We start from the raw sequence: 21413 nt of genomic DNA on the forward strand, positions 1-21413 counted from the left end.
CTCCTCCCGCCGGCCAATCCTCACGTCGGGTTCGGCAGGTAGCTCAGGCCTCCCCTGCATTGCTGGAGGTATTCCAGCGCGCGGATCTGGCCTGTCATTTCAAGATCGTCGCGATAGACCGGGTCGTGCCAACCTTCGATGTCGATGGCGCCCTTGTATCCGGCCAGCCGCAATTCGCTGATCACCCGCGTCCAGTCGCTGTCGCCGAAGCCGGGCGTGCGCATCTGCACGAAGGGCAGGCGGCCGAAGACGCCGTGCTCGCGTATGACATCCCAGCGCACCGTCGCGTCCTTGCCGTGGACATGGAAGATGCGATGCGCCCATTTGCGGATCTGCGGGATCGGGTCGATCAGATAGACCAACTGATGGCAGGGCTCCCATTCCAGACCCAGATTCTCATCCGGCAATTCGTTGAACATCAGTTCCCAGGCGTCCGGATTATGGGCGATGTTCCAGTCGCCGGCGGCCCAGTTGCCATCCATGGCGCAATTCTCGAAGGCGATGCGCACGCCCTTGTCGGCCGCGCGTTTGGCCAATTCGCCCCAGACTTCGCGGTAGCGCGGCAGGCTGTCGGTCAGCGGCTTGCCGCGGATGCGGCCGGTAAAACCGCTGACCAGATTGGTGCCGAACAGATGCGCGCTGTCGATCGCCGTTTCCCAGGCCTTGAGCACGCCGCGGTCGGTGTCGCCGCTCTCGAGTGGATTGCCGAACACGCCGATCGAGCTGACGCTGACATCGGCATCGCCGATCGCGTCGCGGATCTCGCCGGCGAGCCGCCCCAGGTCCTTGCCGCCCAGCGTCTGCCAGAAGAAGGGCTGGACGCTCTCGAAACCGAGCGGCAGGATCTGCCTGACATAGGCGGCCGGGTCTTCGAGATTGGCCCGCACCATGGTGCCGATCCTGATGTCGAGAAGCGGGTCCGCCATGGTCATCCTTCCTGCCTGGGGATTTCGATCCGGCGCCCGGTCTCGGCGCTTTCGATCGCCGCGAAAACCATGGCCAGGCTCTTGATATTGTCGGCGCCGCGCGTCTCCGGCTCGGTGCCGGTTTCCACGGCGCGGACGAAATCTTCCATGACGCCGAGATGCCCGCCGATGCGGTCGGCAGGGTCGAGCGGCGGCACCGCTACCGGCACGACCTTGTCGAGCAGGCCTTCGCGTTCCGGCAGCACGGCTTCGGCCTTCAACTCGTCATGACCATCCCAGGTCAGGCTGCCGCGTTCGCCGACGATGCGCCAACTGCCTTCCCAACTGGTGCGGAAACCGTCGGCGCACCAACTGCCGCGATAGGTGAACATCTTGCCCTGGCCGAGCTCGAAGGTGGCGCTTGCCGACGATCCCTGCCGGTACCAGGAATTGGCCGGCTCCCATTCCCGGCAATACACTTCGGTCGGCTCGCCATCGACCATGTAGCGGGCGGCGTCGAATGTATGGATCGCCATGTCGAGCAGCAGCACATGGCGCATGCCTTCGCGGAAACCGCCGAAATGCGGCGCAATGAAAAAATCGGCATGGATGCTGGTCGCAGCGCCGATGGCGCCGGAGCCGAGGAAGCGCCGGATGCGCCGGACGTTGGCGACGTAGCGGCGGTTCTGCACCACGGCATGGATGCGCCGGGCGCGCCGCGCATCGTCGATGATGGCGCGCGCATTGTCCGGGCTGTCGGCCAGCGGCTTTTCCGTCAACAGATGACAGCCATGGGCAAAGGCCGAATTCGCCACGGCGCGACGGGCGGCAGGCACGACCACGTCGAACACCGCATCGGGTCTGGTCTGGGAGAGAACGACGTCGAGATCGGTCCCGATCGCGACCCCGGCGAGGTCGTATTCGCGTGCCCGCTGGCGCGCCCTGTCGGCGTCGAGGTCGACGAGACCGACGATCTTGACGGCAGGGGATTGGCTGATGGCCTCGAGCCAGGTTTTGCTCATGGCTCCGCACCCGACCAGGACGACGTGCATCATCCAGCGCTCCTCCGGCCAACCCCTCCTGGCTGGCACCCACGGCAGTCCGTAAATGACTTCCGTAAACGTTTACGATGACACACCCGATGGCATATATTGTCAATCGGATTTGTACCGTCGGCTCTGAAACGCCTTGGCCGCACGACCGGCTGGTGCTAGCCAGAAGCAGGAGGGGGAGGTCTTGGCGTCCAGCATTCACGATCTTGCGCGGCACCTGAACATTTCGATCGGTACAGTCTCGCGCGCGCTTAACGGGCGCGCCGACGTGAACGCCGAGACACGCCAGCGCGTGCTCGAGGCGGCCCGGAAGCTCAATTATTCACCGAACCACTCGGGCAGGAACCTACGCCGCGGCACCACCCATGCCGTGGCTTTCATGCTGCAGCCGCATCCGGGCGACCAGCAGTATGGCGAGCCGTTCTTCATTCCGTTCCTCACCGGACTGCAAGCGACATTGGCCGAGTGCGGGCTGGACCTGATCATCGTCATGGGCGCGCCGGCGGATTATCAACAGGAGCGGCTGCGCCGCGTCGTCGAGACGCGTCGTGCCGATGCCGTCGTACTGGCCTGGACGCGGCGCGAGGACGATCGCATCGACTATCTGAGCAAGGCCGGCTTTCCCTTCGCGACGCTCGGCCGAAGCCGGTCCGGCGACGACAGCTATCCCTCTCTGGATCTGGATTTCGAGAAGGCGGGCGCCGATGCGGTCGACCGGCTGGTTGCGCGTGGCCACCGCCGCATCGCCGCCATCCGGCCGTCGCTTGACCTGAATTTCGGTTATCTGTTTCTGGAGGGTTATTGCAAGGCGCTGCGGCGGCACGGCATCGAAGTCGATCCCGGCCTGATTGTGGACGGTTTTATCAACGAAGCCAGTGGCTACGCGGTGACACCGCAAGTCATGCGGTCGAAGGATCCGCCGACCGCGATTATCTTCAACAACGACTCGATGGCGCTCGGCGGCTGCAAAGCGCTCGCCGAAATGGGGATCAAGCCCGGGCAGGATGTCGCGGTGATCGTCATCGTCGACACGCCGCTCTGCCGTTATTTCTCGCCGGCGCTGACCGGCTTTCGTCCGAGCCTTGACCCGATGGGGCGGCGGCTCGGCGAAATCCTGCTCGCCTCGCTCCCGGCTTTCGCCGGCGCGAAAGGGCCAGAGATCATTCGCGAGGTCTGGCCGCTGGAACTGGTGGCGCGCGATAGTGATTGACCACACGTTTGTATCGTTATAACAGAACATGCATCGACCTTGCCTCGACGCTGCCTGCATCCTAGGCTGCGACTCGTGATGGTCCCCGCGCCGCAAGGCGAGGGGTGAAAAGGGAACATGGTGAGGCCCGATTTTCGGGTCGAAGCCATGGCTGCCCCCGCAACTGTAAGCGGCGAGCAAAATCCGAGAAGCCACTGGCCGGCAAGGCTGGGAAGGCAGGATGGCGCAACGACCCGCGAGCCAGGAGACCTGCCATCTGCATGGGTTGACCGGACGGGGTGTGCCGGGAGGAGACGCGGGGTTCGGTCTTGTCGACCGGTTCAAGCCAGCTTCCTTCCGTCGCCATTTTTGAAAGTGACGGAAGTTGGACGGCTCCATCGATCGCATTCACTGCATTCCCATGCATCGCATCATCGTGTGCACGCTTTGCCGCGATATCGCCACCGAGGTGAATTCAGGCCAGCGTCCGGCAGGATTGGCAAGCAAGACGCTGGCCCGTATTCCGGCAGGCCCTGCAAGGAATTGCCCATGACCGCGCCGCTTCTCGATGCCCGCGACCTGGCCGCAGCGGCGGATGGCCTGCATCTGGTGTATCCGGTCAGCCTTTCGGTGGCGGCGGGCGACCGTCTCGCCATCATCGGTCCCAACGGCGCCGGCAAGACGACATTGCTGCGCATGCTATCGGGCATGCTGAGGCCGAGTTCGGGCGAAGTGAAGCTAACCGGGCGCTTGCTGGACAGGATTTCGACCGCCGAGCGGGCGCTGCACATCGCCGTCGTCGGCCAGACCGATCAACCGGATCCACGGCTGGCGGTGATCGACTATGTCGAGCTCGGCCGGGTTCCGCATACCGGCCACAGGCACAGGAGCGAGGAACGCGACATTGTCGTCGAGGCGCTGCGCCGGACCGGGCTGTTGCCGCTGCTTGGCCGCACCATCGGCTCGCTGTCGGGCGGCGAGCGCCAGCGCGCCCAGCTTGCCCGCGCCATCGCGCAGGAGCCGAAGATCCTGTTCCTCGACGAGCCGACCAACCATCTCGACCCGCGGGCGCGCAGCGAGTTGCTCGAACTGGTTGCAGGCCTCGGCATGACCGTGATCGCGGTGCTGCACGATCTGGCGCTGGTGACGCCTTTCGCCACCAGGGTCGCGGTGATGAGCCATGGCCGGTTGCATGTGCTGGCGCCGCCACGCGAAGCACTCACCCAGCAGCTGATCCGCGAGATCTTCGGTATCGAGGTCTTTAGGTTGCGCCACCCGACGGAGGACCGCGAGCTGACGGTGTTCGAGGTTCCGAACCGTGCCGCGCCATCTTCGTGATCGAAGCCATTTCCGGCAGATCCTGTTCAACAAGGAGCAACATCCGTGAAACGCCTTGCCGTGTCTCTTGCCTTCTCCCTGCTCGGCTCTACGGCCTTCGCCTTTCCGGTGACGGTCGACAGCTGCGGCAAGCCGCTGACCTTCGACGCGCCTCCAAAGCGCGCCGTCATTCACGATCTCAACATGGCCGAGATGGCCTTCGCACTGAAGCTGCAGCCGTCGATCGTCGGCCTGACCGGCATCACTGGATGGTACAAGGTCACTCCCGAATTCAAGGCCGAACAGAGCTCGATCCCCGAACTGGCGCCCAAATATCCGACGCTGGAAAACCTGGTCGCTGTCGAGCCCGACTTCTTCTTCGCCGGCTGGTATTACGGCATGAAGCCGGGCGGCGAGGTGACGCCCGATACGCTGGCGCCACACGGCATCAAGACCCTGGTGCTGACGGAAAGCTGCGTCCATCTCGACAAGAACCGGCCCGCCGCTTCGATGGACCTGCTCTATGGCGATGTCGAGAAGCTGGGCAAGATCTTCGGCAAGGAGGCCGAAGCGGATAAGCTCGTCTCCGGCTGGAAGGCGCAGCTCGCCGAAATCACGGCCAAGGTCGGCGACCGCAGGGGAACGCGCGTCTTCCTCTATGATTCCGGCGAGGACAAGCCGTTCACATCAGGCAAGTTCGCCATTCCCAACGCCATGATTTCCGCGGCCGGCGGCGACAACATCATGGCCGACATGGACACCAGCTGGGGCAACACGGATTGGGAGACGGTGGCCTCGCGCAATCCGCAATTCCTCATCCTGCTCGACTATCAGGATGGCGGCGGCTACCGGAAGCTGCTCGATTTCCTGAAAGCGCATCCGGCAATGAAGGAGACGGACGCGGTCAGGAACGAACGCTTCGTGGCGCTTCGCTATGCCGAACTGACCCCCGGACCGGCCAACATCGAAGCGATCGGCAAGATCGCCAGGGCGATGCATCCGGAAGCATTTTAACCGGGAACATGACTTTGCGGCACAAGGCATTCCTATTGGCCATGACGGCGGCGGCGTTGGCAATCGCCGCGTTCGCGCTGCTGTCGATCGCCTATGGCTCGACGATGATTCCGCTGGGCGACGTCGTTGCAGCACTTGGCCATGCGATCGGATTGAAGGGGCATGACGTGTCCGGCCCGGTCGGCAGGATCGTCGTCGACCTCAGATTGCCGCGCATAATCCTGGCCATCTGTGTCGGCGGCGGCCTGGGCGTGGTCGGCGCGCTGTTACAGACGGTGACGCGCAACGATCTTGCCGATCCGTTCCTGTTCGGCCTCTCGTCGGGAGCCGCCGCCGGCGCTGTCTCCGTCATCACCGTCTTCGGCGACAGTTTCGGGATCTGGACGCTACCGATCGCTGCGTTCACCGGCGGTATTCTGGCGGCTTGCGTTGTGCTTTTGCTGGTTGCGCGGGTGAGGGGACAAGGCCCCGAACGGCTGATCCTCGCCGGACTTGCGGTCTCCTTCATGTTCACCGCATTGACCAATTACCTGGTCTTTGCCGGTGACCAGCGCGCCGCCCATTCGGTGCTGTTCTGGACGATGGGCGGGCTCGGCCTTGCGCGGTGGGACAATATCTGGCTGGGTGCGCTTGGGGCCGGCACGATTGCGGCGTACGGGCTGTGGAATCATCGCCGGCTGGACGCTTTCCTGGCCGGCGAAAATGCCGCCGAAAGTCTTGGCGTGCCGGTGGCGCGAATGCGACGGACGACGTTTCTGGTCGCCGCTTTTTCGACCGCGATCCTGGTTTCGGTCGCTGGCGTCATCGGCTTCGTCGGCCTCATGATCCCGCATCTGTCGCGGCCGCTGGCCGGCGCGCTGCATCTGCGCCTGATCGTAAGTTGCGCGCTGTTCGGGGCCGTGCTGTTGCTGGCAAGCGACCTTCTGGCGCGCACATTGCTGCCGCCGCAGGAACTGCCGATCGGCATCATCACCAGCTCGCTCGGCGCCTTCTTCGTTGTCACCATGCTGATCCGCAACCGCTTGTAATGGGTGTCGCGGCGGCCGAAACCATCGGACGCAGCCATGATTGTGCTGCACGGCTGCCATGCACGTTTGCCGGCTTCTGGAACAATGCCGGACTTGAATGATAAGCACGCTTATTATATATGCCACTCATGGTTTCCGAAGGCGTAGACAGATTGGGATTTTTGATCCACGACGTGCAGCGGCTGATGCGAAAGCGCTTCGAAGCGCGCGCCAGCGGCCTTGGCCTGTCCTCGGCGCAATGGCGCCTGATGGTTCGCGTCGCCAAGGAAGCGGGCGTTTCGCAGGCGCGGCTTGCCGAACTGCTTGAAATCGAGCCGATCAGCGTCTCGCGGCTGGTTGACCGGATGGAGGAGGGCGGCTGGATCGAGCGCCGCTCCGACGCCGCCGACCGCCGCGTGCGCATGATCTTCCCAACTCCCAAGGCAAGTGCCGCGTATGCGGAGGTCAAGAGCCTCGCCGGCGAAGTCTATGAGGAGTCGCTGACCGGCGTTTCGCCGGACGATCGCCGCGTCCTGATCAGGGCATTGGATGCGATGGCACAGAATCTCGCGGATGGCGATTCACCGTCCTGCGACAAGGTCAAGAATACGGAAGGCGCAGCAGCATGAACGCGGTAGCCAAGGTCGACGAAAACGCCGCCAAAGTGGAAATGGAAGCGCCGCAGCAGCCGGCCGCGGCCCCTGTTACAATGACACCTCCGGCAGAGCCGGCGCCGGTGCCAAAGAAGAAGCGCCGTCTCGGCCGCTTCTTGTTGATGTTCGCACTGCCGGCGGCGTTGGTCATTGGTGGCGGCTATGTCTGGGTCACTGGAGGGCGCTACCAGGAGACGGAGAACGCCAACCTGCAGCAGGCCAAGGTATCGATCGCCTCGGACACGGCGGGCCGCATCGTTCAGGTCGCCATCTCGGACAATCAGAGGGTGAAGCAAGGCGATCTTCTCTTCGCCATTGACCCCGAGCCTTACCGGATCGCACTTGCGCAGGCCGACGCGGCGGTGGCCGCCGCGCGGCTCAACGTCGAACAGCTGCGCGCCGCCTACAGCCAGGCCATGGCGCAGGAGAAATCCGCCAGCAGCGAAGTTGCCTATGCCCAGTCGCAATACGACCGTGCCGCCGATCTCGCCCAGAAAGGCATCAACGCCAAGTCTTCGCTCGATGAGGCCAGGAACGATCTCGATAAGGCAAAGCAGCAGCTTGCCGTCGCCCAACAGGGCATCGTCAGCGCCAAGGCGGCGCTGGGCGGCAATCCCGATATCGAGACCGACAAACATCCGACCGTGATGTCGGCGCTCGCAGCGCGCGACAAGGCTGCCTACGACCTGGCGCAGACCACGGTGAAGGCGCCTGCCGATGGCGTCGTCTACCAGGCCGCGTCCTTCAAGGTCGGCCAGTATGTCGGCTCCGGCACGCCGCTGTTCTCGCTGGTCGAGACCGGCGATACCTGGATCGACGCCAATTTCAAGGAAACACAGCTGACCAATATGAAGCCGGGCCAGAAGGCAGAAATCGTGGTCGACACCTATCCGGGCAGGACCTTCGAAGCGACCGTCAAGGCTATCGGCGCCGGCACCGGAGCGGACTTCTCGCTGCTGCCCGCCCAGAACGCTACCGGCAACTGGGTCAAGGTCACCCAGCGCATTCCGGTCCGCCTGGAGCTGAGCGATCCCGACGCCAAGATGATGCTGCGCACAGGCATGAGCGCGGCCGTTACCGTCGACACGGGCGTGGCGCGCGGCCTGCCTGGCATTTTCGGCCACGCCACGGCTGGCGAGGTCGCGAAGTAAATCAGCGGAAGCCCGCGGGGATCATGCGGGTGGACGCACTGAGCAGGGGGATTGGTCTGATGGGAGGAGTTGAAGGGGCAGCCTTCGGGGCAAACCGCATCGCGGCTTGATCGAAAGCTGAAATCTTCGACACGGACCCGTCGGTCCTCATGTTTCCGGGCGGCAGGCATCCGCTCAATCGAGACTTTCGGTCGATGTAACCCCCACATCGATAATCGCGTCCCACCGCGATGAGGGTCTCTCAACGGAAGGCTTTGCCGCCCGGAAACCCTGTGTACACGTTTTTGTTACCGGCTGGAAGTTCCGCATTATGAGCACGCCAGAACCTTTCAAAGAAGTGCCGCATCGTGGCCTGATCACGGTTGCGCTCATGCTGGCGACGATCATGCAGGCGCTCGACACCACGATCGCCAACGTCGCGCTACCGACCATGACCGGCGATCTCGGCGCCTCGCCCGACAACATCAACTGGGTGCTGACCTCCTACATCGTGGCGGCGGCGATCATGACGCCGGTCACCGGCTGGCTTGCGGACCGTTTCGGCCGCAAGGAACTGTTCCTGACGGCGGTGGTCGGCTTCACCATCTTCTCGATGCTGTGCGGCCTGGCCTGGAGCCTTGAAACCATTGTGTTGTTCCGGCTCATGCAAGGCGTGTTCGGCGCCGCGATCGTGCCTCTGTCGCAGACCTTCCTGCTCGACATCAACCCGAAGGAACGCCACGGCCAGGCAATGGCCATCTGGGGCGCCGGCATCATGCTGGGGCCGATTCTGGGTCCGACGCTTGGTGGCTGGCTGACCGAGAATTTCAGCTGGCGCTGGGTGTTCTTCATCAACCTGCCGGTCGGCATCGTCGCCTTCCTTGGCATGGCCGCTTATCTGCCGGCCATTGCGCGGCGGGTGCGAAGCTTCGACTTCTTCGGCTTCGCCATGATATCGCTCGGCGTCGGCGCGCTGCAGCTGCTGCTCGATCGTGGTGGCGAGGTCGACTGGTTCTCGTCGGTCGAGATCTGGATCGAGCTTGGCCTTTCGATAACCGGCTTCTGGGTGTTCATCATCCATACGATGACCGCGGAACATCCCTTCATCGACCCCAAGATCTTCCTCGACCGCAATTTCGTGACCGGGCTGGCGTTCATCTTCGTCATGGGCGTGCTCATCCTGGCGAGCATGTCGCTGCTGCCGCCGATGCTGTCGACCATCTTCGGCTATCCGACCATCACCATCGGCATCGTGATCGGGCCGCGCGGCGTGGGGACGATGATCTCGATGCTCGTCGTCGGCCGGCTCATGAGCAAGGTCGACGCCAGAATCCTCGTCGTCATCGGCTTCCTCCTGACCGCGCAGTCGCTCTACACGATGGCCGGCTTCTCGCCTCAGATGGACAACTGGCTGATCATCACTTCCGGCATCATCCAGGGCCTGGGAATGGGAATGGTATTCGTGCCGCTGTCGACGGTGGCCTTCGCCACGCTTGACGTGCGCTTCCGCACCGATGCCACGGCTTTGTTCAGCCTTGTGCGCAACCTCGGCTCGTCCATCGGCGTATCGGTCGTGACGGTGCTCATGGTGCGCAACACACAGATAAATCACGCCGAGCTTTCCACCTTTATCAATCCGTTCAACCCCAATCTGTGGGCGGTTTCGCCGGCGGCGGCCGGCGGCGACCAGATGGCATTGTCCCAGGTCGACAGGATGGTGAACATCCAGGCGATGATGATCTCCTACGTCAACGACTTCAAAATCCTGATGATAATGACGCTGGCCGCCATTCCGTTCGTGATCCTGCTGCGCAAGCCGAAGACGGCGCCGGCTGGCGGCGCGCCGGCGGCACATATGGATTGATATTCGCCGACGGCTGTCCGCTGCCGGCGATGGCTTTGCTACCTTCCGAGCACCAGGGCCCAGTAGCGGAGGCTGGGGTCGCGGCCGTCGCGGACATAGGCAAGCCCGAAACGGCTGAAGTCCGGGTCGAGTATGTTGCGCCGGTGGCCGGTCGAATGCATCCAGATATCGAACAGTTTCTGCTGGTCGAAGCGGCCTTCGGCGATGTTCTCGGCCGCAGCGCCGTGCACGCCATTGTCCTTCATGCGCGAGGCGAAATCCTTGCCCCAGCCGGTGGTGTGACTCATGCGCGTCCGCGACGCCATGTAGCCGGCTTGCTGCAACGCCGCCTGTTCGAGCTGGGTGTCCGCGGTCAGCGGAGTCCGCCCGGCCGCGGCGCGCAAGTTGGCCAGGGTGGCCGTGGCGGAGGAAGAGACACCTGCGCCCTCACCGGTGGGCACGGAAACGGTGCTGCAGGCGGCAAGCCCGGCTATGGCCGCAAGACCGATCAGCAAGGAGCGCCTTGTCCGGCGCGGTTCTGGAGGGAGGTCGATGACAATGCTCATTCCTACCTGCATAGTCGCGATCATGGCTTTTGACGGGCAAGCCGAAAAAACTGTCGAGGAAATTGATGCCTTGGCCTTCGCTGATCGCACCGCGCAGTCTTGAAGCGTTGCGTTCGGCCATCCAGCTCCGAATGGCCCATCATCCGAGAAATCCGATGCCGAAGATCGCGCGGCTTCTGCCGGGCAGCGATGACAATCCCGTGATGGCCTGTCCGGAACCATCGATTTGGCGACAGCCCCTGGCAAATCGGGTATGCTGTTACATCTACTAGTGGCAGCTACGGGCGGCCATCACGGTGGTGACCGCCCCCGACAACGGGAGGAAGCTTATGGCCAGCTTTCATGTCATGGCGGACGCGCGCGGAATGCATGTGCAGCCCACGGTGCGCCACATCACCACATCGGACCTCTGGGATGCGCTGCGGCTCGGCGCTGAGGATTTCTGGGCAAAACCGTCTCACTACGTTTTCCTGTGCCTGATCTATCCCATCGTCGGCCTGATCCTGACGCAGTGGACGTCTGGCTCCAACGCCATTCAGCTCGTCTATCCCTTGATGTCGGGTTTCGCCCTTGTCGGCCCTTTCGCCGCGCTCGGCCTCTACGAGATCAGCCGCCGGCGCGAGCTCGGCATGAACACCAACTGGCGACATGCCCTCGATGTCCGCCACTCGCCGGCGGTGCCTTCGATCGCGGTCATCGGCATCATGCTGTTCGTGCTGTTCCTGTTGTGGCTGTTCACCGCGCAGTCGATCTACACCAGCCTGTTCGGCGACCAGCCGCCGGCTTCGATCGGCGCCTTTGTCCGCGACGTGCTGACGACCAGCAAGGGCTGGACGTTGATCCTTCTCGGCAACGCCGCCGGCTTCGTTTTCGCCGTGATCGTGTTGGCCACCACTGTCGTCGCCTTCCCGCTGCTGCTCGACCGTGACGTCGGCGCCGTTTCGGCCATAGAAACCTCGGCGCGGGCGGTGATGGCAAATCCGCTGCAGATGGCTCTTTGGGGCCTGACGGTCGCGGTGCTGCTGGTGATCGGTTCGATCCCGCTGTTTGCCGGGCTCGCGGTCGTTATGCCTATCCTTGGCCATGCCACCTGGCACCTCTACCGCAAGGTGGTGGAACCGGAGCGGACCCAGCAGACAAGGCGGCCGATGTAGACCAACGCCGGGACCGCCGCCCTCAGCGCTGTGCGTCGGTCGCCATCTTCAGCGCCAGCGCCGTCAGCACCCCTCCCATCATCCAGCGCTGGATGACCAGCCACAAAGGCCGCCCGGCGAGAAACGCGGCGATCGAGCCGGCCGTCACCGCGATGATGGCATTCACGGTCAGGCTGATCGAAATCTGCGTCGCGCCGAGCACAAGAAGCTGAGACAGGACATGGCCTTTGCCAATGCTGATGAATTGCGGCAGCAGCGACAAATAGAGCACCGCCACCTTCGGATTGAGCAGATTGGTCATCAGGCCCATGGCGAACAGCTTGCGCGGCCCGTCTTTCGGCAGGTCGCGCACCTGGAATGGCGAGCGTCCGCCCGGCTTCACGGCCTGCCAGGCCAGCCACAGGAGATAGAGCACGCCGGCAAAGCGCAGCGCGTCATAGGCGAAGGGTACGGCCAGCAGCAGCGCCGTGATTCCGAATGCCGCCGACAGCACATAGAAGAGAAAACCGACGGCGACCCCGCCAAGCGAGATCAACCCGGCCTTCGGCCCTTGCGACAGGGAGCGCGAGATCAGGTAGATCATGTTTGGACCCGGCGTCAGCACCATGCCCAGGCAGACCAGCGCGAAGGCGAGGTGGTTGGCGGTATCGGGCATTGTTCGTCCCCAGGCGTGCCGCGATGGATGCGATCCAGCGTGCAGCCATTATGTGCCCGTTGCGGCAGGCGCCCACAAGGGCTTGGCGGCGTCGGGCGTTGCGCCAGAGTTCGGTTAACCGACCACGCGCAGGTTCGACAATTCGTTGCCGATTTCCTTGAAATCGTTGGACAGGCTGGCGCCCGTCGCATTCCAGAACAGCTTGGCGGGTTTGCTCGGGTCCGCCGGGTCCTTGCGGAAGCGCGAGACCGACGAGCATGATTTCAGCGCATCGATGGCGTTCTTGTCGGTGGTCTTGGTCGTGGACAGGTCGAGAGCCACTGTCATCACCATGATGTTGGCCGCCTTGGCGTTGTTGCAAAGCGTCGTCATCTGCTCGTTGAGCGCGCTGGTGTAATTGCCGTTCGAATAGTCGAACTGGCCGATGGCGCTCGATGTGCCCATGAACAGGCGCCCGACCGAGGTGCCGGCATAGCCGGGCTTGAGATAGCCGTAGGACGCGTAGGTCGACTTCGAATCGGCGGGGTCGGAATAGCTGAGCGAAGACGGCGTGTAATAGGTGTTGGCGCCGTCGGTCAGCACGATCACCACCTTGTCGTTGCCTTTTTCTGTTTCCGGGCGCCCCTGCGTGAACGGCTCGCCGCTCGAGACCACCCGCCAGCCCCAGCCCATGCCCTCGGGAACATTGGTGCCGCCATCCGGCTGCATCAGGTCGATCGCGGCTTTGATCGTGGCGAGCCCATCGGCGACGCTGACGTCGGTCAGCGGCGTGATCGGGTTGGTGGTGCAACTGTAGTTCGGGCCGTTGCCTGCGGGCAATACCGGCGCATCGATCGGCCGCGGCTGGAAATATTTGGTCATGTTGCGCAGCCGGGCTTGGCCGCTGCTGCTCGAAGGATCGTCGTTCCACCAGCTGTTGATGGCGCCGTAGGTCTTTGGTGCGGCTTCGTTGGGATCCTGGGTGATCTTCCAGTGATTGCCGGGTTCATCCGGGGCGAACATCGGCACGAACATCGTCGCCGGATCGCCCACGCCTATCCCGGTGTTGGCCGAGCCGCCGGACGGCGGGGCGTCGTTGACATTGTAGGGGTAGGGCCGGGCTTCGACACAGCCTTGCCAGCTGGCGAACGGACCGTAGGAATCGACATAGTCGTATGCGTCGTAACTGCGCTTGCAGGTATTGTTCCAGTTGTATTCAGCACAAACAACGTGCTTGCTGTTTTTAACACGCTCATGGCTGGTGACGACCTTCATGTCGCGGTAGAGCGAAAACCGGGTCAGCATCTGGCCTTCCTCGTCGCCCCAGCCGGTGCCGCGTTTGTACCAGATGCCGTTGGTCTGCTGGGCGTATTTGTTGGCGGCGTTCAGCGTCGACCAGTCGAAATTCTCGTTCGACACCGGTGACAGGCCCTCGGTGTCCATCCAGGACGCATTGCCATTGCCAGGACCGACATTGACCGAGGCGGCAAAGGGTACGAGGCCGAACTGCACCGGCTTGTCGACCTGCTTGATCATCGCGGCCTGTTGGGCAAGCGTGTCGACCAACTGCTTCGCCGCGGTCTTGAGGAGATCGATGCGCTTCTGCCCCGAGCCGGTTCCGGGCGTGACCATCGATCCGGAATTGTCGAGCACCAGCGCTACTTCGAGCGTGTTCTTCAGCCGCACCTCCGAGCACGCGGTGAAGCCGATATTGGTGGCGCCGGTGCCGCCGAGCAGTATCTTCGCCGTCGGCAGGAAGTAAGGATTATAGGTCAAGGTGCCGCAAAGCTTCATTGTTCCGCCGCCAGCGGCGTTGCTGGGCAAAGTGAGGTTGAGCGTCGTGTTGGCGGGATCGACATCGTTCAGATTGGCATTGAAGAAGTCGAGCGCATAGGCCCTAAGCTGGTCGTCGGTGGCGCCTTCCGTCACGCGGCGCGCCGTGGCGAAGTTGGCGGCGTCGAGCGCGTTCAACACCGTCTGCTTTTCGCGGTTCATTTCCGTGAAGTCGACCGCGAGCGCCAGCCCGCCCATCAGCGGGACCATCGCGAAGGCCGTCACGAGAGCATAGTTGCCGCGCCTGTCGCGGCGGAATTGATGCCAGATTTCACGCATGTCTTGCAGCGGCCCCCGCCGGCGGATTCTCGTTCGATGCCAGCTTTCCACAAAACGCTGAAGGACGGGTTTGGGAAACCGCTCGATTGCTTGGTTCGCGCTTCACCAAGCACTAACCAATCTGGAGCGGCCCCCCGGTGCCTCCAAAAAACGACACCCCGCCGGATGCAGGGCGTCGACGTGGAATTCGTCGGATCAGCTGACGATGCGCAGGTTGGACAGCTCGTTGCCGATCGCCTTGAAATCGTCGGACAGCGTTGCGCCCGTCGAATTCCAGAACAGCTTCATCGGCTTGCTCGGATCGGTCTTGTCCTTGCTGAAGCGGGAATCCGAAGAACAGGCCTTCAGCGCATCCATCTGCGTTTTCTCCGCTGTCTTGGTGGCGTCCAGATCAAGCGCGATGGTCATGACCATGACCCCGGCGGCCTTGGCGTTGTTACACAGGGCGGTGAAATGCTCGTTCATCGCTTTGGTGTAGTTGGCGTTGGAATAATCGTCCTTCGCGACATTGGCGCTGGTCCCCAAGAACATGCGGCCATAGCTGTAGCCGTTGCTGTAGGGGACGACGTAACCGAGAGCCGAATAGATCGCCTTGCTGCCAGCCAGGTCGTTACCGCCAGAACTCCAATTGGTTCCAGAGTAGGTCTGCGCCGTCACCGAGGTCGGCGTGTAGTAGGTGTTGGCGCCGTCGGTCAGCACGATCAGTACCTTGTCGTTGCCTCTTTCCGTTTCGGGCCGGCCCTCGGTGAAGGGTGCCGTGCTGGAAAGGGTCCGCCAGCCCCAGGCCATGCCTTCCGGCACGTTGGTGGCGCCGTCGTCGGCCATGGCATCGATGGCGTTTTTGATCAAAGTTGCGCCGGCTGTCGTGGAAACATCGGTTAGTGGCGTGATTGCCGTCGTGCTGCAGCTTGTATTCGGCCCGGCGTCCATGCCGTAGGCCGGCGTGACCTTGTTCACCCAGTCGAAATATTTTGGCATGTAGCGCTGGCGTGCGGCGTCGGACGCGCCTGAACTCACTGGGGCGTCGACATCCCAATTGTTATTGGCTGGCCTTGAAGAGCTATCGACGCGGTCGGTTTCGTCGGGCGCGAACATCGGCACGAAAAGCGTTGCAGGCAGTGTTGTCGATGCAGCTGTGTCCTGGATATTGTATGGATATGGGCGCGACTCGACGCAGCCACCCCAACTCGCGACCGGCGCATAGGTGAAGGTCGCGTTCGATGCACAAGTACCGTCCCCATTCTTGAGACTGCACGCTGAAATGCGTTTCATCTGTTTGTAGATCGAGAACCGGGTCAGCGGCTGGTCTTTCTGGCTCGCGTCCCAGCCGGTGCCTTTCGCGTACCAGATGCCGGCAATCTTCTGCGCGTATTTGGTGGACGAAAAGGACGAACTCATGGTCGTCCAGTCGAAATTCTCATGATGGATAGGCGATATGCCGGTCGTGTCCATCCACGCCGCCGAAGCGTTGCCCGCACCGACATTCACCGAGGCGGCAAAGGGAACGAGGCTGAACTGGACCGGCTTGGTGACCTGTCTCATCTGCTGGGCCTGGCCGGCCAACTGGTCGACCAACTGCTTGGCGGCGCTCTTGAGAAGGTCGAACCGCACCTTGTTCGAGCCTTTGCCGAGCTCCTTCATCGAACCGGAATTATCAAGCACCAGCGACACTTCCAGCGTGTTCTTCAGGCGCACTTCGGAGCAGGTGCTGAAGCCGATATCGGTGCTGCCGGCGCTGCCGCCCAGCAGTAGTTTAGCCGTCGGCTCGAAATAGGGCTTGTAGACCAAGGTCGCGCAGAGCTTCAGCGTCCCGCCGCCTGTGTTGTTGTTGGGCAGCGTCACGGCCAGCGTGGTGTTGGCCGGATCGATATGCGCGAGATTGGCTTCGAAGAAATTCTTGGCATAGGCCACGGCGTCGGCGTCGCTGGCGCCGGCAACGATCTGCTGGGCCGTGGCGAAGCCGGCCGCGTCCAAGGCGTTCAAGGCGTTTTGCCTTTGGCCCACCATTTCCGTATAATCGACGGCGATCGCCACGGCGCCCATCAGCGGCACCATGGCGAGCACGGTCATCAGCGCATAATTGCCACGCCGGTCGCGTCCGAATCTTCGGATCATTGTCACAGCTGCCCCGCCAAATCGATAGTCAGTGGGGACGGTGTCATAAATCGTTAAATTTCAGGTTTCTGGAATATATCCAAGGTCAGGCTGCATTTTCAAAGCTCGTTAACCAACCAGTGAACGGTGGCGGATGCCGGTACAGGCGGGCGAAAGCTGGTGACAGGCTGGGCCGGTTCGGATAATTCCAACCGGCTGCGGCGAACCGTCGGCTGCGGCACCGCAACGATCATGACTGAAGGATACGGCATGGCGGCCTCGCCTGACATCATCGGTTCGCTCGAAGACGTGTCGAAGAACTATTCGGCCATTCTCTGCGATGTCTGGGGCGTGGTGCACAATGGCGAAAGGCATTTTCCCGCGGCTGCGTCGGCGCTGGCGGCAGCCCGTACGGCCGGCATTCCCGTCGTCCTGATCACCAATTCGCCGCGCCGCAGCGCCGACGTCGTGGCCCAGATGAACGTCATCGGCGTTCCCCCATCGGCCTACGACCGCGTGGTCACCTCGGGCGACGTGACCCGCGACCTGATCGTGGAAGGCCCGCGAAAGATCTTCCATGTCGGCGCCGAGCGAGACTTGACCCTCTATGACGGGCTCGACGTCGATCTCGTCGAGGAGTTCGAGGCATCCGGCGTCGTCTGCACCGGCCTGTTCGATGACGAAGTGGAGAAGCCCGAAGATTATGCGGAGCTGCTGCGGCGGCTGCGCGCCAGGAACCTGCCTTTCATCTGCGCCAACCCGGATATCATGGTCGAGCGCGGCGAACGCATCATCTGGTGCGCCGGCGCTCTGGCGCGCGACTACGCACAGCTCGGCGGCCGCACGCTGATCGCCGGAAAACCTTATGCGCCGGTCTATGATGTGGCGATGAAGGAGGTGGCGGAGATCCTTGGCCGGCCGGTCGAGCGCCGCCAGGTGCTGGCCATCGGCGACGGCATGCTGACCGATATCAAGGGCGCGGCCGACAACGGTTTCGACGTTCTCTATGTCTCAGGCGGCATTCATGCCCGCGACTATGGCGATGCATCGCAACCGGATCCCGCAAGGCTCGCCGCGTTTCTTGACAGGCACGGCTATCATCCAGTGGCCGTCATTCCCAGGCTGCGGTAGATGGCGATGGACGCTTTCCAGCACCTTTCGGCAACCGCTCCGCTGCCCGCCGATTTGCGCGGCGGCGTTGTCGCGATCGGCAATTTCGACGGTGTCCATCGCGGTCATCAGGCGGTGCTCGAACGGGCATTGGCGGAGGCGCGGCGGCGTGGCGTGCCGGCGCTGGTGCTGACTTTCGAACCGCACCCGCGAAAGATATTCAGGCCCGAGATACCGCTGTTCGTGCTGACGCCGCCGCCGATGAAGGCGCGGCTCCTGTCGCTGCTGGGCTTTGCCGCGCTCGTCGAACAGCCTTTCACGCGCGACTTCGCCTCGCTATCGGCGGAAGCCTTCGTGACCGACGTGCTTGAGAGAACGCTTGGCATCACCCATGCCGTGACCGGCTTCGATTTCCATTTCGGCAAGGACCGCCAGGGCGGGCCGGCCTATCTGATGGCGGCTGGCGAGCGCCATGGCTTCGGCGTCACGCTGGTCGATGCATTTCGGGACGAAAGCGCCGAGGTGGTTTCATCGAGCCGCATCCGCGCCTTGCTTTGCGAAGGCGCGGTGGCCGAGGCCGCCGGCCTGCTCGGCTATCGCTTCACGGTGGAGAGCGAAGTCGTGGGCGGCCAGAAACTGGGGCGAACGCTCGGCTTTCCGACCGCGAACATGAGGCTTCCCGCCGAGGCCACCCTCAGGGAAGGCATCTATGCCGTTCGCTTTCGCCGCGCCGACGGAAGGCTGCATGATGGCGTTGCCAGCTTTGGCCGCCGTCCGACCGTCGACGATGATGGCGCGCCGCTTCTGGAAACCTTCGTCTTCGATTTTTCCGGTGACCTCTATGGCGAGATCTGCCAAGTGTCGTTCTTCGGTTACCTGCGCAGCGAGGTCAAGTTCGACGGGCTTGATGCGCTGGTCGCGCAGATGAAGCGCGACGAGGCCGAGGCGAGAGCACTGCTGGCCGGCGTCAAGCCGCTTTCGCAACTCGACGCGGCCATGGCTTTTTGAAGCATGGTCCCGAAAAGTGGAGTGCGGTTTTCGGGCAAGATCATGCTTTAACAAAATGAGCATGGTCCCGAAAAGTGGAGTGCGGTTTTCGGGCAAGATCATGCTTTAACAAAATGAGCATGATCCCGAAAAGTGGCGCCCGGTTTTCGGGTTAGATCATGCTCGAATCAGACGTTACTTTTTCAGCGCCAGACCGACGGCGATGAAGGTCCAACCCTGGAAGATCAGGTCGATTGCCAGGAACAGGCCGAGCACCCATACGCTGTTGACCGGCCAGCCCATAGCTATGATCAACCCGGCGATCACGCTGATGGCGCCGGCCGCGACGATCCAGCCCCAGCCGCGCTCAGGCCGGTGGCTGTAGCCGACCCAGGCGCGCAGCACGCCGGAAGCGACAAGCGCGACGGCCAGCAGGAAGGTCAGCACCGCCGAGGCCAGCAGCGGGTTGTCGAAGGCGAAAAAGCCCGCGACCGCGTAGAGCAATCCGCTGAGCAGCCAGTAGAAGAAGCGGCCCCACGTCTTGACCCCGAAGGCATGCATGATCTCGATGATGCCGGCCACCAGCATCAGCCACCCCACGACATAGACGGAAGCCACCGTGGCGATGAAGAGGTTGCCAAAGGCAATGCCGCCGAGGATCAGCAGCAACACGCCCAGACCAACAAACCACCCCCACTTTCCTCGCGTCTGTCCGATCGCGTTCTTCAGTGCATCGCCGTGCAAGGTCATGTCGCCATCTCCATCGAGGACCGCCAGCAGGGGATGAAGTTACCCTTGGTGCCGACCCGCGTCCAGCCGACGGCGGCCGGATGGTGCAAGCAATGCGAGCCGGACGTCTCGACCTTAAATCAAATTTTACCAAAGCCTCTTCAAAGCTGTGACCGAAAGACAATCGTATTGTGTTAATGGGGTAGCCATGAGTCCGGTCGGGAAAATTTCTGCAGCCTTGGCTACCGTCATGCTGGCTACCTCGGGTGCGGCCGATGCCGGCGAGGGCGCCTTCGGCTGGCTGTCCGGCGATTGGTATCTGACGGTCGGCGCCACCGGCATGGTGGCGCCCAATTTCGAGGGCGGCAAGAAGTACCTGCTCAGCGCCTCGCCGATCATCTCCTTGGGCAAGGCTGGCCCGGCGGCCCGCTTCACCTCACGCAACGACAACATTTCGCTGGCGCTGGTCGATGACGGCGGCGTTCGCGCCGGCCTGACCGGCAAGTTCCTGTTCTCGCGCGACGATGGCGATGCCGACGAGTTGAAGGGCCTCGATCCGGTCCGCTGGGGCGGCGAGGTGGGCGGCTTCTTCGAATTCTATCCGACGGACTGGATACGTGCGCGTGCCGAGCTGCGGCACGGCATCCGCGCCCATAACGGCTTCGTCGCCGACATCGCCGCCGACGCCTTCTACGATGTGACGCCAACCGTCAGGATCTCTGGCGGGCCGCGCGTCTCGTTCGCCTCCGCCAAATATTTCGACGCCTATTACGGCGTCGACGCGCAGGAAGCCGTGGCCTCGGGGTTGAACCAGTATAATCCCGGCGGCGGCCTGAAATCGGTCGGCCTTGGCGGTGCGGTGACGTGGAAGGTGACCGACCCGATGACCGCCAGCCTGTTCGGGGAATATTCACGCCTCGAAGGCCCGGCCGCCGATTCCAGCCTGGTCAAGGAGCGCGGCGACCGCAACCAGTTCATGATCGGCGTATCGACGACCTATCGCTTCGATTTCAAGATGTAGCCGGTATCGGCCTTATTCCAGCAATCGCGTATCGATCTGATGACTTGTGGTGCCGACGATGGCGATGCCTTCGCGTTCCAGCAAGGCGGGATTGAGAATATAGTTTCTGGCGAAGGGAACGATCACGCAAGGAACTTCCATGACTGGATGGCTGGCGGCACTGACAAAATCGCTGCCAATCTCGCGTGTCTTGGCCGGATTGTCTTTCCAGCCCTCGGGCAAATCGGGGACGGCAATGGAGACGCCGTCAGGCACTTCGATTTCCAGGAGCTGGAACGTGGGCGGCAAATCTTCCACGTCGACATGAACGAGAATTTCAAGAAGCGCCGTGGCGGGATGATCCGCGCAGTACACAATGGCGGTGCCCTTGATGTTCCAACGGCCGGAGCTAAGCATGCCGCCCCGGCCGGACAGGTCGGCGAAGTTGGAGATACGCCATAGACGCATCGTCAGGCGAAAATGCCATAATCGATGCGATGCAGTTCCTCTTCCACCAGGGAAGCACCGGTTTCCGACTGCAGGAGCGTGATAGGCGCTTCGTTGAGCACCCGGCTGCGTTTGCGCAACCAACGTTGCGCTTTTTCGTGGTCTCCGAAAACACGATCCGCCATTGTGGAAATGCGCTCGATGCGCATGACGCGATCGGACTCGGCAATACTCAGTTTCTCATTGCGTTCTTTCCTGCGCGCCAAAGTGCGCCGCGATCCTACGATCTTGTAGATTTCGTCATTGCTGAACCCACGGTGGCGGAGTTCTTCCACCTTGGTGAAGCTGACCAGGAATTGCCCCGTTGCGGCATCCCGGACCAAGCCATCCTGCGCAAGCTCGACCTTCTCCTTACGGGCGGCCCGTCTGGCAGCCGGCACGTGGACCTTGCGATGCGGATTGGACATGAC

The 21413-nt window shown here is 62.8% G+C and carries 20 protein-coding genes and 1 riboswitch; of the genes, 11 read left to right on the forward strand and 9 right to left on the reverse strand.

The window, feature by feature from the left end; translation table 11 throughout:
- Nucleotides 1-20: 20 nt before the first annotated feature.
- Together FJ959_RS18670 and FJ959_RS18675 are read right to left on the reverse strand one after the other, a co-directional pair.
- On the reverse strand, nt 21-926 hold the full coding sequence (locus tag FJ959_RS18670) for a sugar phosphate isomerase/epimerase (RefSeq protein WP_181171938.1): 906 nt from the start codon (nt 924-926) through the stop codon (nt 21-23).
- A gap of 2 nt (nt 927-928) precedes the next feature.
- On the reverse strand, nt 929-1960 hold the full coding sequence (locus FJ959_RS18675) for a Gfo/Idh/MocA family oxidoreductase (protein ID WP_140631406.1): 1032 nt from the start codon (nt 1958-1960) through the stop codon (nt 929-931).
- A gap of 181 nt (nt 1961-2141) precedes the next feature.
- Here FJ959_RS18675 and FJ959_RS18680 point away from each other — a divergent pair, with 181 nt between their 5' ends.
- The 7 genes from FJ959_RS18680 to FJ959_RS18710 all read left to right on the forward strand — a co-directional run bounded on the left by FJ959_RS18680 (nt 2142) and on the right by FJ959_RS18710 (nt 10131).
- On the forward strand, nt 2142-3167 hold the full coding sequence (locus tag FJ959_RS18680) for a LacI family DNA-binding transcriptional regulator (protein ID WP_140631409.1): 1026 nt from the start codon (nt 2142-2144) through the stop codon (nt 3165-3167).
- 62 nt (nt 3168-3229) lie between these two features.
- Nucleotides 3230-3439, forward strand: a riboswitch (cobalamin riboswitch).
- Nucleotides 3440-3695: 256 nt separating this feature from the next.
- Nucleotides 3696-4484 (forward strand): ABC transporter ATP-binding protein, encoded by a 789-nt coding sequence (locus FJ959_RS18685; protein WP_140631411.1) that lies wholly within the window; start codon nt 3696-3698, stop codon nt 4482-4484.
- A 45-nt stretch (nt 4485-4529) separates the two neighbouring features.
- On the forward strand, nt 4530-5477 hold the full coding sequence (locus tag FJ959_RS18690) for an ABC transporter substrate-binding protein (RefSeq protein WP_140631414.1): 948 nt from the start codon (nt 4530-4532) through the stop codon (nt 5475-5477).
- A gap of 8 nt (nt 5478-5485) precedes the next feature.
- A complete protein-coding gene (locus FJ959_RS18695; RefSeq protein ID WP_181165125.1) occupies nt 5486-6505 on the forward strand; it encodes an iron ABC transporter permease in 1020 nt (339 codons plus the stop codon).
- 128 nt (nt 6506-6633) lie between these two features.
- A complete protein-coding gene (locus FJ959_RS18700) occupies nt 6634-7113 on the forward strand; it encodes a MarR family winged helix-turn-helix transcriptional regulator (RefSeq protein ID WP_140495025.1) in 480 nt (159 codons plus the stop codon).
- Nucleotides 7110-8288: an HlyD family secretion protein gene (locus FJ959_RS18705; RefSeq protein ID WP_140494249.1), complete on the forward strand. Its 1179-nt coding sequence runs from the start codon at nt 7110-7112 to the stop codon at nt 8286-8288. The genes FJ959_RS18700 and FJ959_RS18705 overlap by 4 nt, the downstream gene beginning before the upstream one ends.
- A 310-nt stretch (nt 8289-8598) precedes the next feature.
- Nucleotides 8599-10131, forward strand: coding sequence for a DHA2 family efflux MFS transporter permease subunit (locus FJ959_RS18710; protein WP_140494247.1), 1533 nt, complete (start codon nt 8599-8601; stop codon nt 10129-10131).
- 38 nt (nt 10132-10169) lie between these two features.
- On the opposite strand, the gene FJ959_RS18715 is transcribed toward FJ959_RS18710, so the two are convergent.
- Nucleotides 10170-10676 (reverse strand): CAP domain-containing protein, encoded by a 507-nt coding sequence (locus FJ959_RS18715; RefSeq protein ID WP_140631417.1) that lies wholly within the window; start codon nt 10674-10676, stop codon nt 10170-10172.
- A 329-nt stretch (nt 10677-11005) separates the two neighbouring features.
- On the opposite strand from FJ959_RS18715, the gene FJ959_RS18720 reads away from it, so the two are divergent.
- On the forward strand, nt 11006-11830 hold the full coding sequence (locus tag FJ959_RS18720; RefSeq protein WP_140515546.1) for a DUF2189 domain-containing protein: 825 nt from the start codon (nt 11006-11008) through the stop codon (nt 11828-11830).
- A gap of 22 nt (nt 11831-11852) precedes the next feature.
- Here FJ959_RS18720 and FJ959_RS18725 read toward each other — a convergent pair whose 3' ends face one another.
- The 3 genes from FJ959_RS18725 to FJ959_RS18735 all read right to left on the reverse strand — a co-directional run bounded on the left by FJ959_RS18725 (nt 11853) and on the right by FJ959_RS18735 (nt 16691).
- Nucleotides 11853-12485 (reverse strand): LysE family translocator, encoded by a 633-nt coding sequence (locus FJ959_RS18725; RefSeq protein WP_140494241.1) that lies wholly within the window; start codon nt 12483-12485, stop codon nt 11853-11855.
- A gap of 114 nt (nt 12486-12599) precedes the next feature.
- Nucleotides 12600-14576, reverse strand: coding sequence for a TadE/TadG family type IV pilus assembly protein (locus tag FJ959_RS18730; RefSeq protein WP_181169905.1), 1977 nt, complete (start codon nt 14574-14576; stop codon nt 12600-12602).
- Between the two features lie 195 nt (nt 14577-14771).
- Complete coding sequence (locus tag FJ959_RS18735; protein WP_140565125.1) at nt 14772-16691, reverse strand: pilus assembly protein; 1920 nt, start codon at nt 16689-16691, stop codon at nt 14772-14774.
- A gap of 249 nt (nt 16692-16940) precedes the next feature.
- On the opposite strand from FJ959_RS18735, the gene FJ959_RS18740 reads away from it, so the two are divergent.
- Both FJ959_RS18740 and FJ959_RS18745 read left to right on the forward strand, forming a co-directional pair.
- Nucleotides 16941-17801, forward strand: coding sequence for a TIGR01459 family HAD-type hydrolase (locus FJ959_RS18740; RefSeq protein WP_140557138.1), 861 nt, complete (start codon nt 16941-16943; stop codon nt 17799-17801).
- Between the two features lie 6 nt (nt 17802-17807).
- Nucleotides 17808-18788 carry a bifunctional riboflavin kinase/FAD synthetase gene (locus FJ959_RS18745; RefSeq protein WP_140495019.1) on the forward strand — a complete coding sequence of 327 codons (981 nt, stop codon included), beginning with the start codon at nt 17808-17810 and terminating at the stop codon, nt 18786-18788.
- Between the two features lie 174 nt (nt 18789-18962).
- On the opposite strand, the gene FJ959_RS18750 is transcribed toward FJ959_RS18745, so the two are convergent.
- The gene (locus tag FJ959_RS18750; RefSeq protein ID WP_140521651.1) at nt 18963-19517 is read right to left on the reverse strand and encodes an HdeD family acid-resistance protein; all 555 of its coding nucleotides are present in this window, start codon (nt 19515-19517) and stop codon (nt 18963-18965) included.
- Between the two features lie 229 nt (nt 19518-19746).
- On the opposite strand from FJ959_RS18750, the gene FJ959_RS18755 reads away from it, so the two are divergent.
- The gene (locus FJ959_RS18755; RefSeq protein ID WP_224519163.1) at nt 19747-20517 is read left to right on the forward strand and encodes a MipA/OmpV family protein; all 771 of its coding nucleotides are present in this window, start codon (nt 19747-19749) and stop codon (nt 20515-20517) included.
- Between the two features lie 12 nt (nt 20518-20529).
- Here the strand turns inward: FJ959_RS18755 and FJ959_RS18760 are convergent, their stop codons facing one another.
- Together FJ959_RS18760 and FJ959_RS18765 are read right to left on the reverse strand one after the other, a co-directional pair.
- The gene (locus tag FJ959_RS18760) at nt 20530-20964 is read right to left on the reverse strand and encodes an RES family NAD+ phosphorylase (RefSeq protein ID WP_140494233.1); all 435 of its coding nucleotides are present in this window, start codon (nt 20962-20964) and stop codon (nt 20530-20532) included.
- A 2-nt stretch (nt 20965-20966) separates the two neighbouring features.
- The gene (locus tag FJ959_RS18765) at nt 20967-21410 is read right to left on the reverse strand and encodes an antitoxin Xre/MbcA/ParS toxin-binding domain-containing protein (RefSeq protein WP_140557104.1); all 444 of its coding nucleotides are present in this window, start codon (nt 21408-21410) and stop codon (nt 20967-20969) included.
- Nucleotides 21411-21413: the final 3 nt, after the last annotated feature.

The sequence above is a fragment of the Mesorhizobium sp. B2-2-4 genome, from assembly GCF_006442375.1.
Taxonomy (GTDB): Bacteria; Pseudomonadota; Alphaproteobacteria; order Rhizobiales; family Rhizobiaceae; genus Mesorhizobium.

Coding starts and splice junctions, on each gene's coding strand:
- FJ959_RS18750 (WP_140521651.1), bottom strand. CDS start 19,517: ATGACCTTGCACGGCGATGCACTGAAGAACGCGATCGGACAGACGCGA.
- FJ959_RS18730 (WP_181169905.1), bottom strand. CDS start 14,576: ATGCGTGAAATCTGGCATCAATTCCGCCGCGACAGGCGCGGCAACTAT.
- FJ959_RS18695 (WP_181165125.1), top strand. CDS start 5,486: ATGACTTTGCGGCACAAGGCATTCCTATTGGCCATGACGGCGGCGGCG.
- FJ959_RS18745 (WP_140495019.1), top strand. CDS start 17,808: ATGGACGCTTTCCAGCACCTTTCGGCAACCGCTCCGCTGCCCGCCGAT.
- FJ959_RS18720 (WP_140515546.1), top strand. CDS start 11,006: ATGGCCAGCTTTCATGTCATGGCGGACGCGCGCGGAATGCATGTGCAG.
- FJ959_RS18765 (WP_140557104.1), bottom strand. CDS start 21,410: ATGTCCAATCCGCATCGCAAGGTCCACGTGCCGGCTGCCAGACGGGCC.
- FJ959_RS18740 (WP_140557138.1), top strand. CDS start 16,941: ATGGCGGCCTCGCCTGACATCATCGGTTCGCTCGAAGACGTGTCGAAG.
- FJ959_RS18760 (WP_140494233.1), bottom strand. CDS start 20,964: ATGCGTCTATGGCGTATCTCCAACTTCGCCGACCTGTCCGGCCGGGGC.
- FJ959_RS18735 (WP_140565125.1), bottom strand. CDS start 16,691: ATGATCCGAAGATTCGGACGCGACCGGCGTGGCAATTATGCGCTGATG.
- FJ959_RS18725 (WP_140494241.1), bottom strand. CDS start 12,485: ATGCCCGATACCGCCAACCACCTCGCCTTCGCGCTGGTCTGCCTGGGC.
- FJ959_RS18710 (WP_140494247.1), top strand. CDS start 8,599: ATGAGCACGCCAGAACCTTTCAAAGAAGTGCCGCATCGTGGCCTGATC.
- FJ959_RS18755 (WP_224519163.1), top strand. CDS start 19,747: ATGCTGGCTACCTCGGGTGCGGCCGATGCCGGCGAGGGCGCCTTCGGC.
- FJ959_RS18670 (WP_181171938.1), bottom strand. CDS start 926: ATGGCGGACCCGCTTCTCGACATCAGGATCGGCACCATGGTGCGGGCC.
- FJ959_RS18715 (WP_140631417.1), bottom strand. CDS start 10,676: ATGAGCATTGTCATCGACCTCCCTCCAGAACCGCGCCGGACAAGGCGC.
- FJ959_RS18685 (WP_140631411.1), top strand. CDS start 3,696: ATGACCGCGCCGCTTCTCGATGCCCGCGACCTGGCCGCAGCGGCGGAT.
- FJ959_RS18705 (WP_140494249.1), top strand. CDS start 7,110: ATGAACGCGGTAGCCAAGGTCGACGAAAACGCCGCCAAAGTGGAAATG.
- FJ959_RS18700 (WP_140495025.1), top strand. CDS start 6,634: ATGGTTTCCGAAGGCGTAGACAGATTGGGATTTTTGATCCACGACGTG.
- FJ959_RS18675 (WP_140631406.1), bottom strand. CDS start 1,960: ATGATGCACGTCGTCCTGGTCGGGTGCGGAGCCATGAGCAAAACCTGG.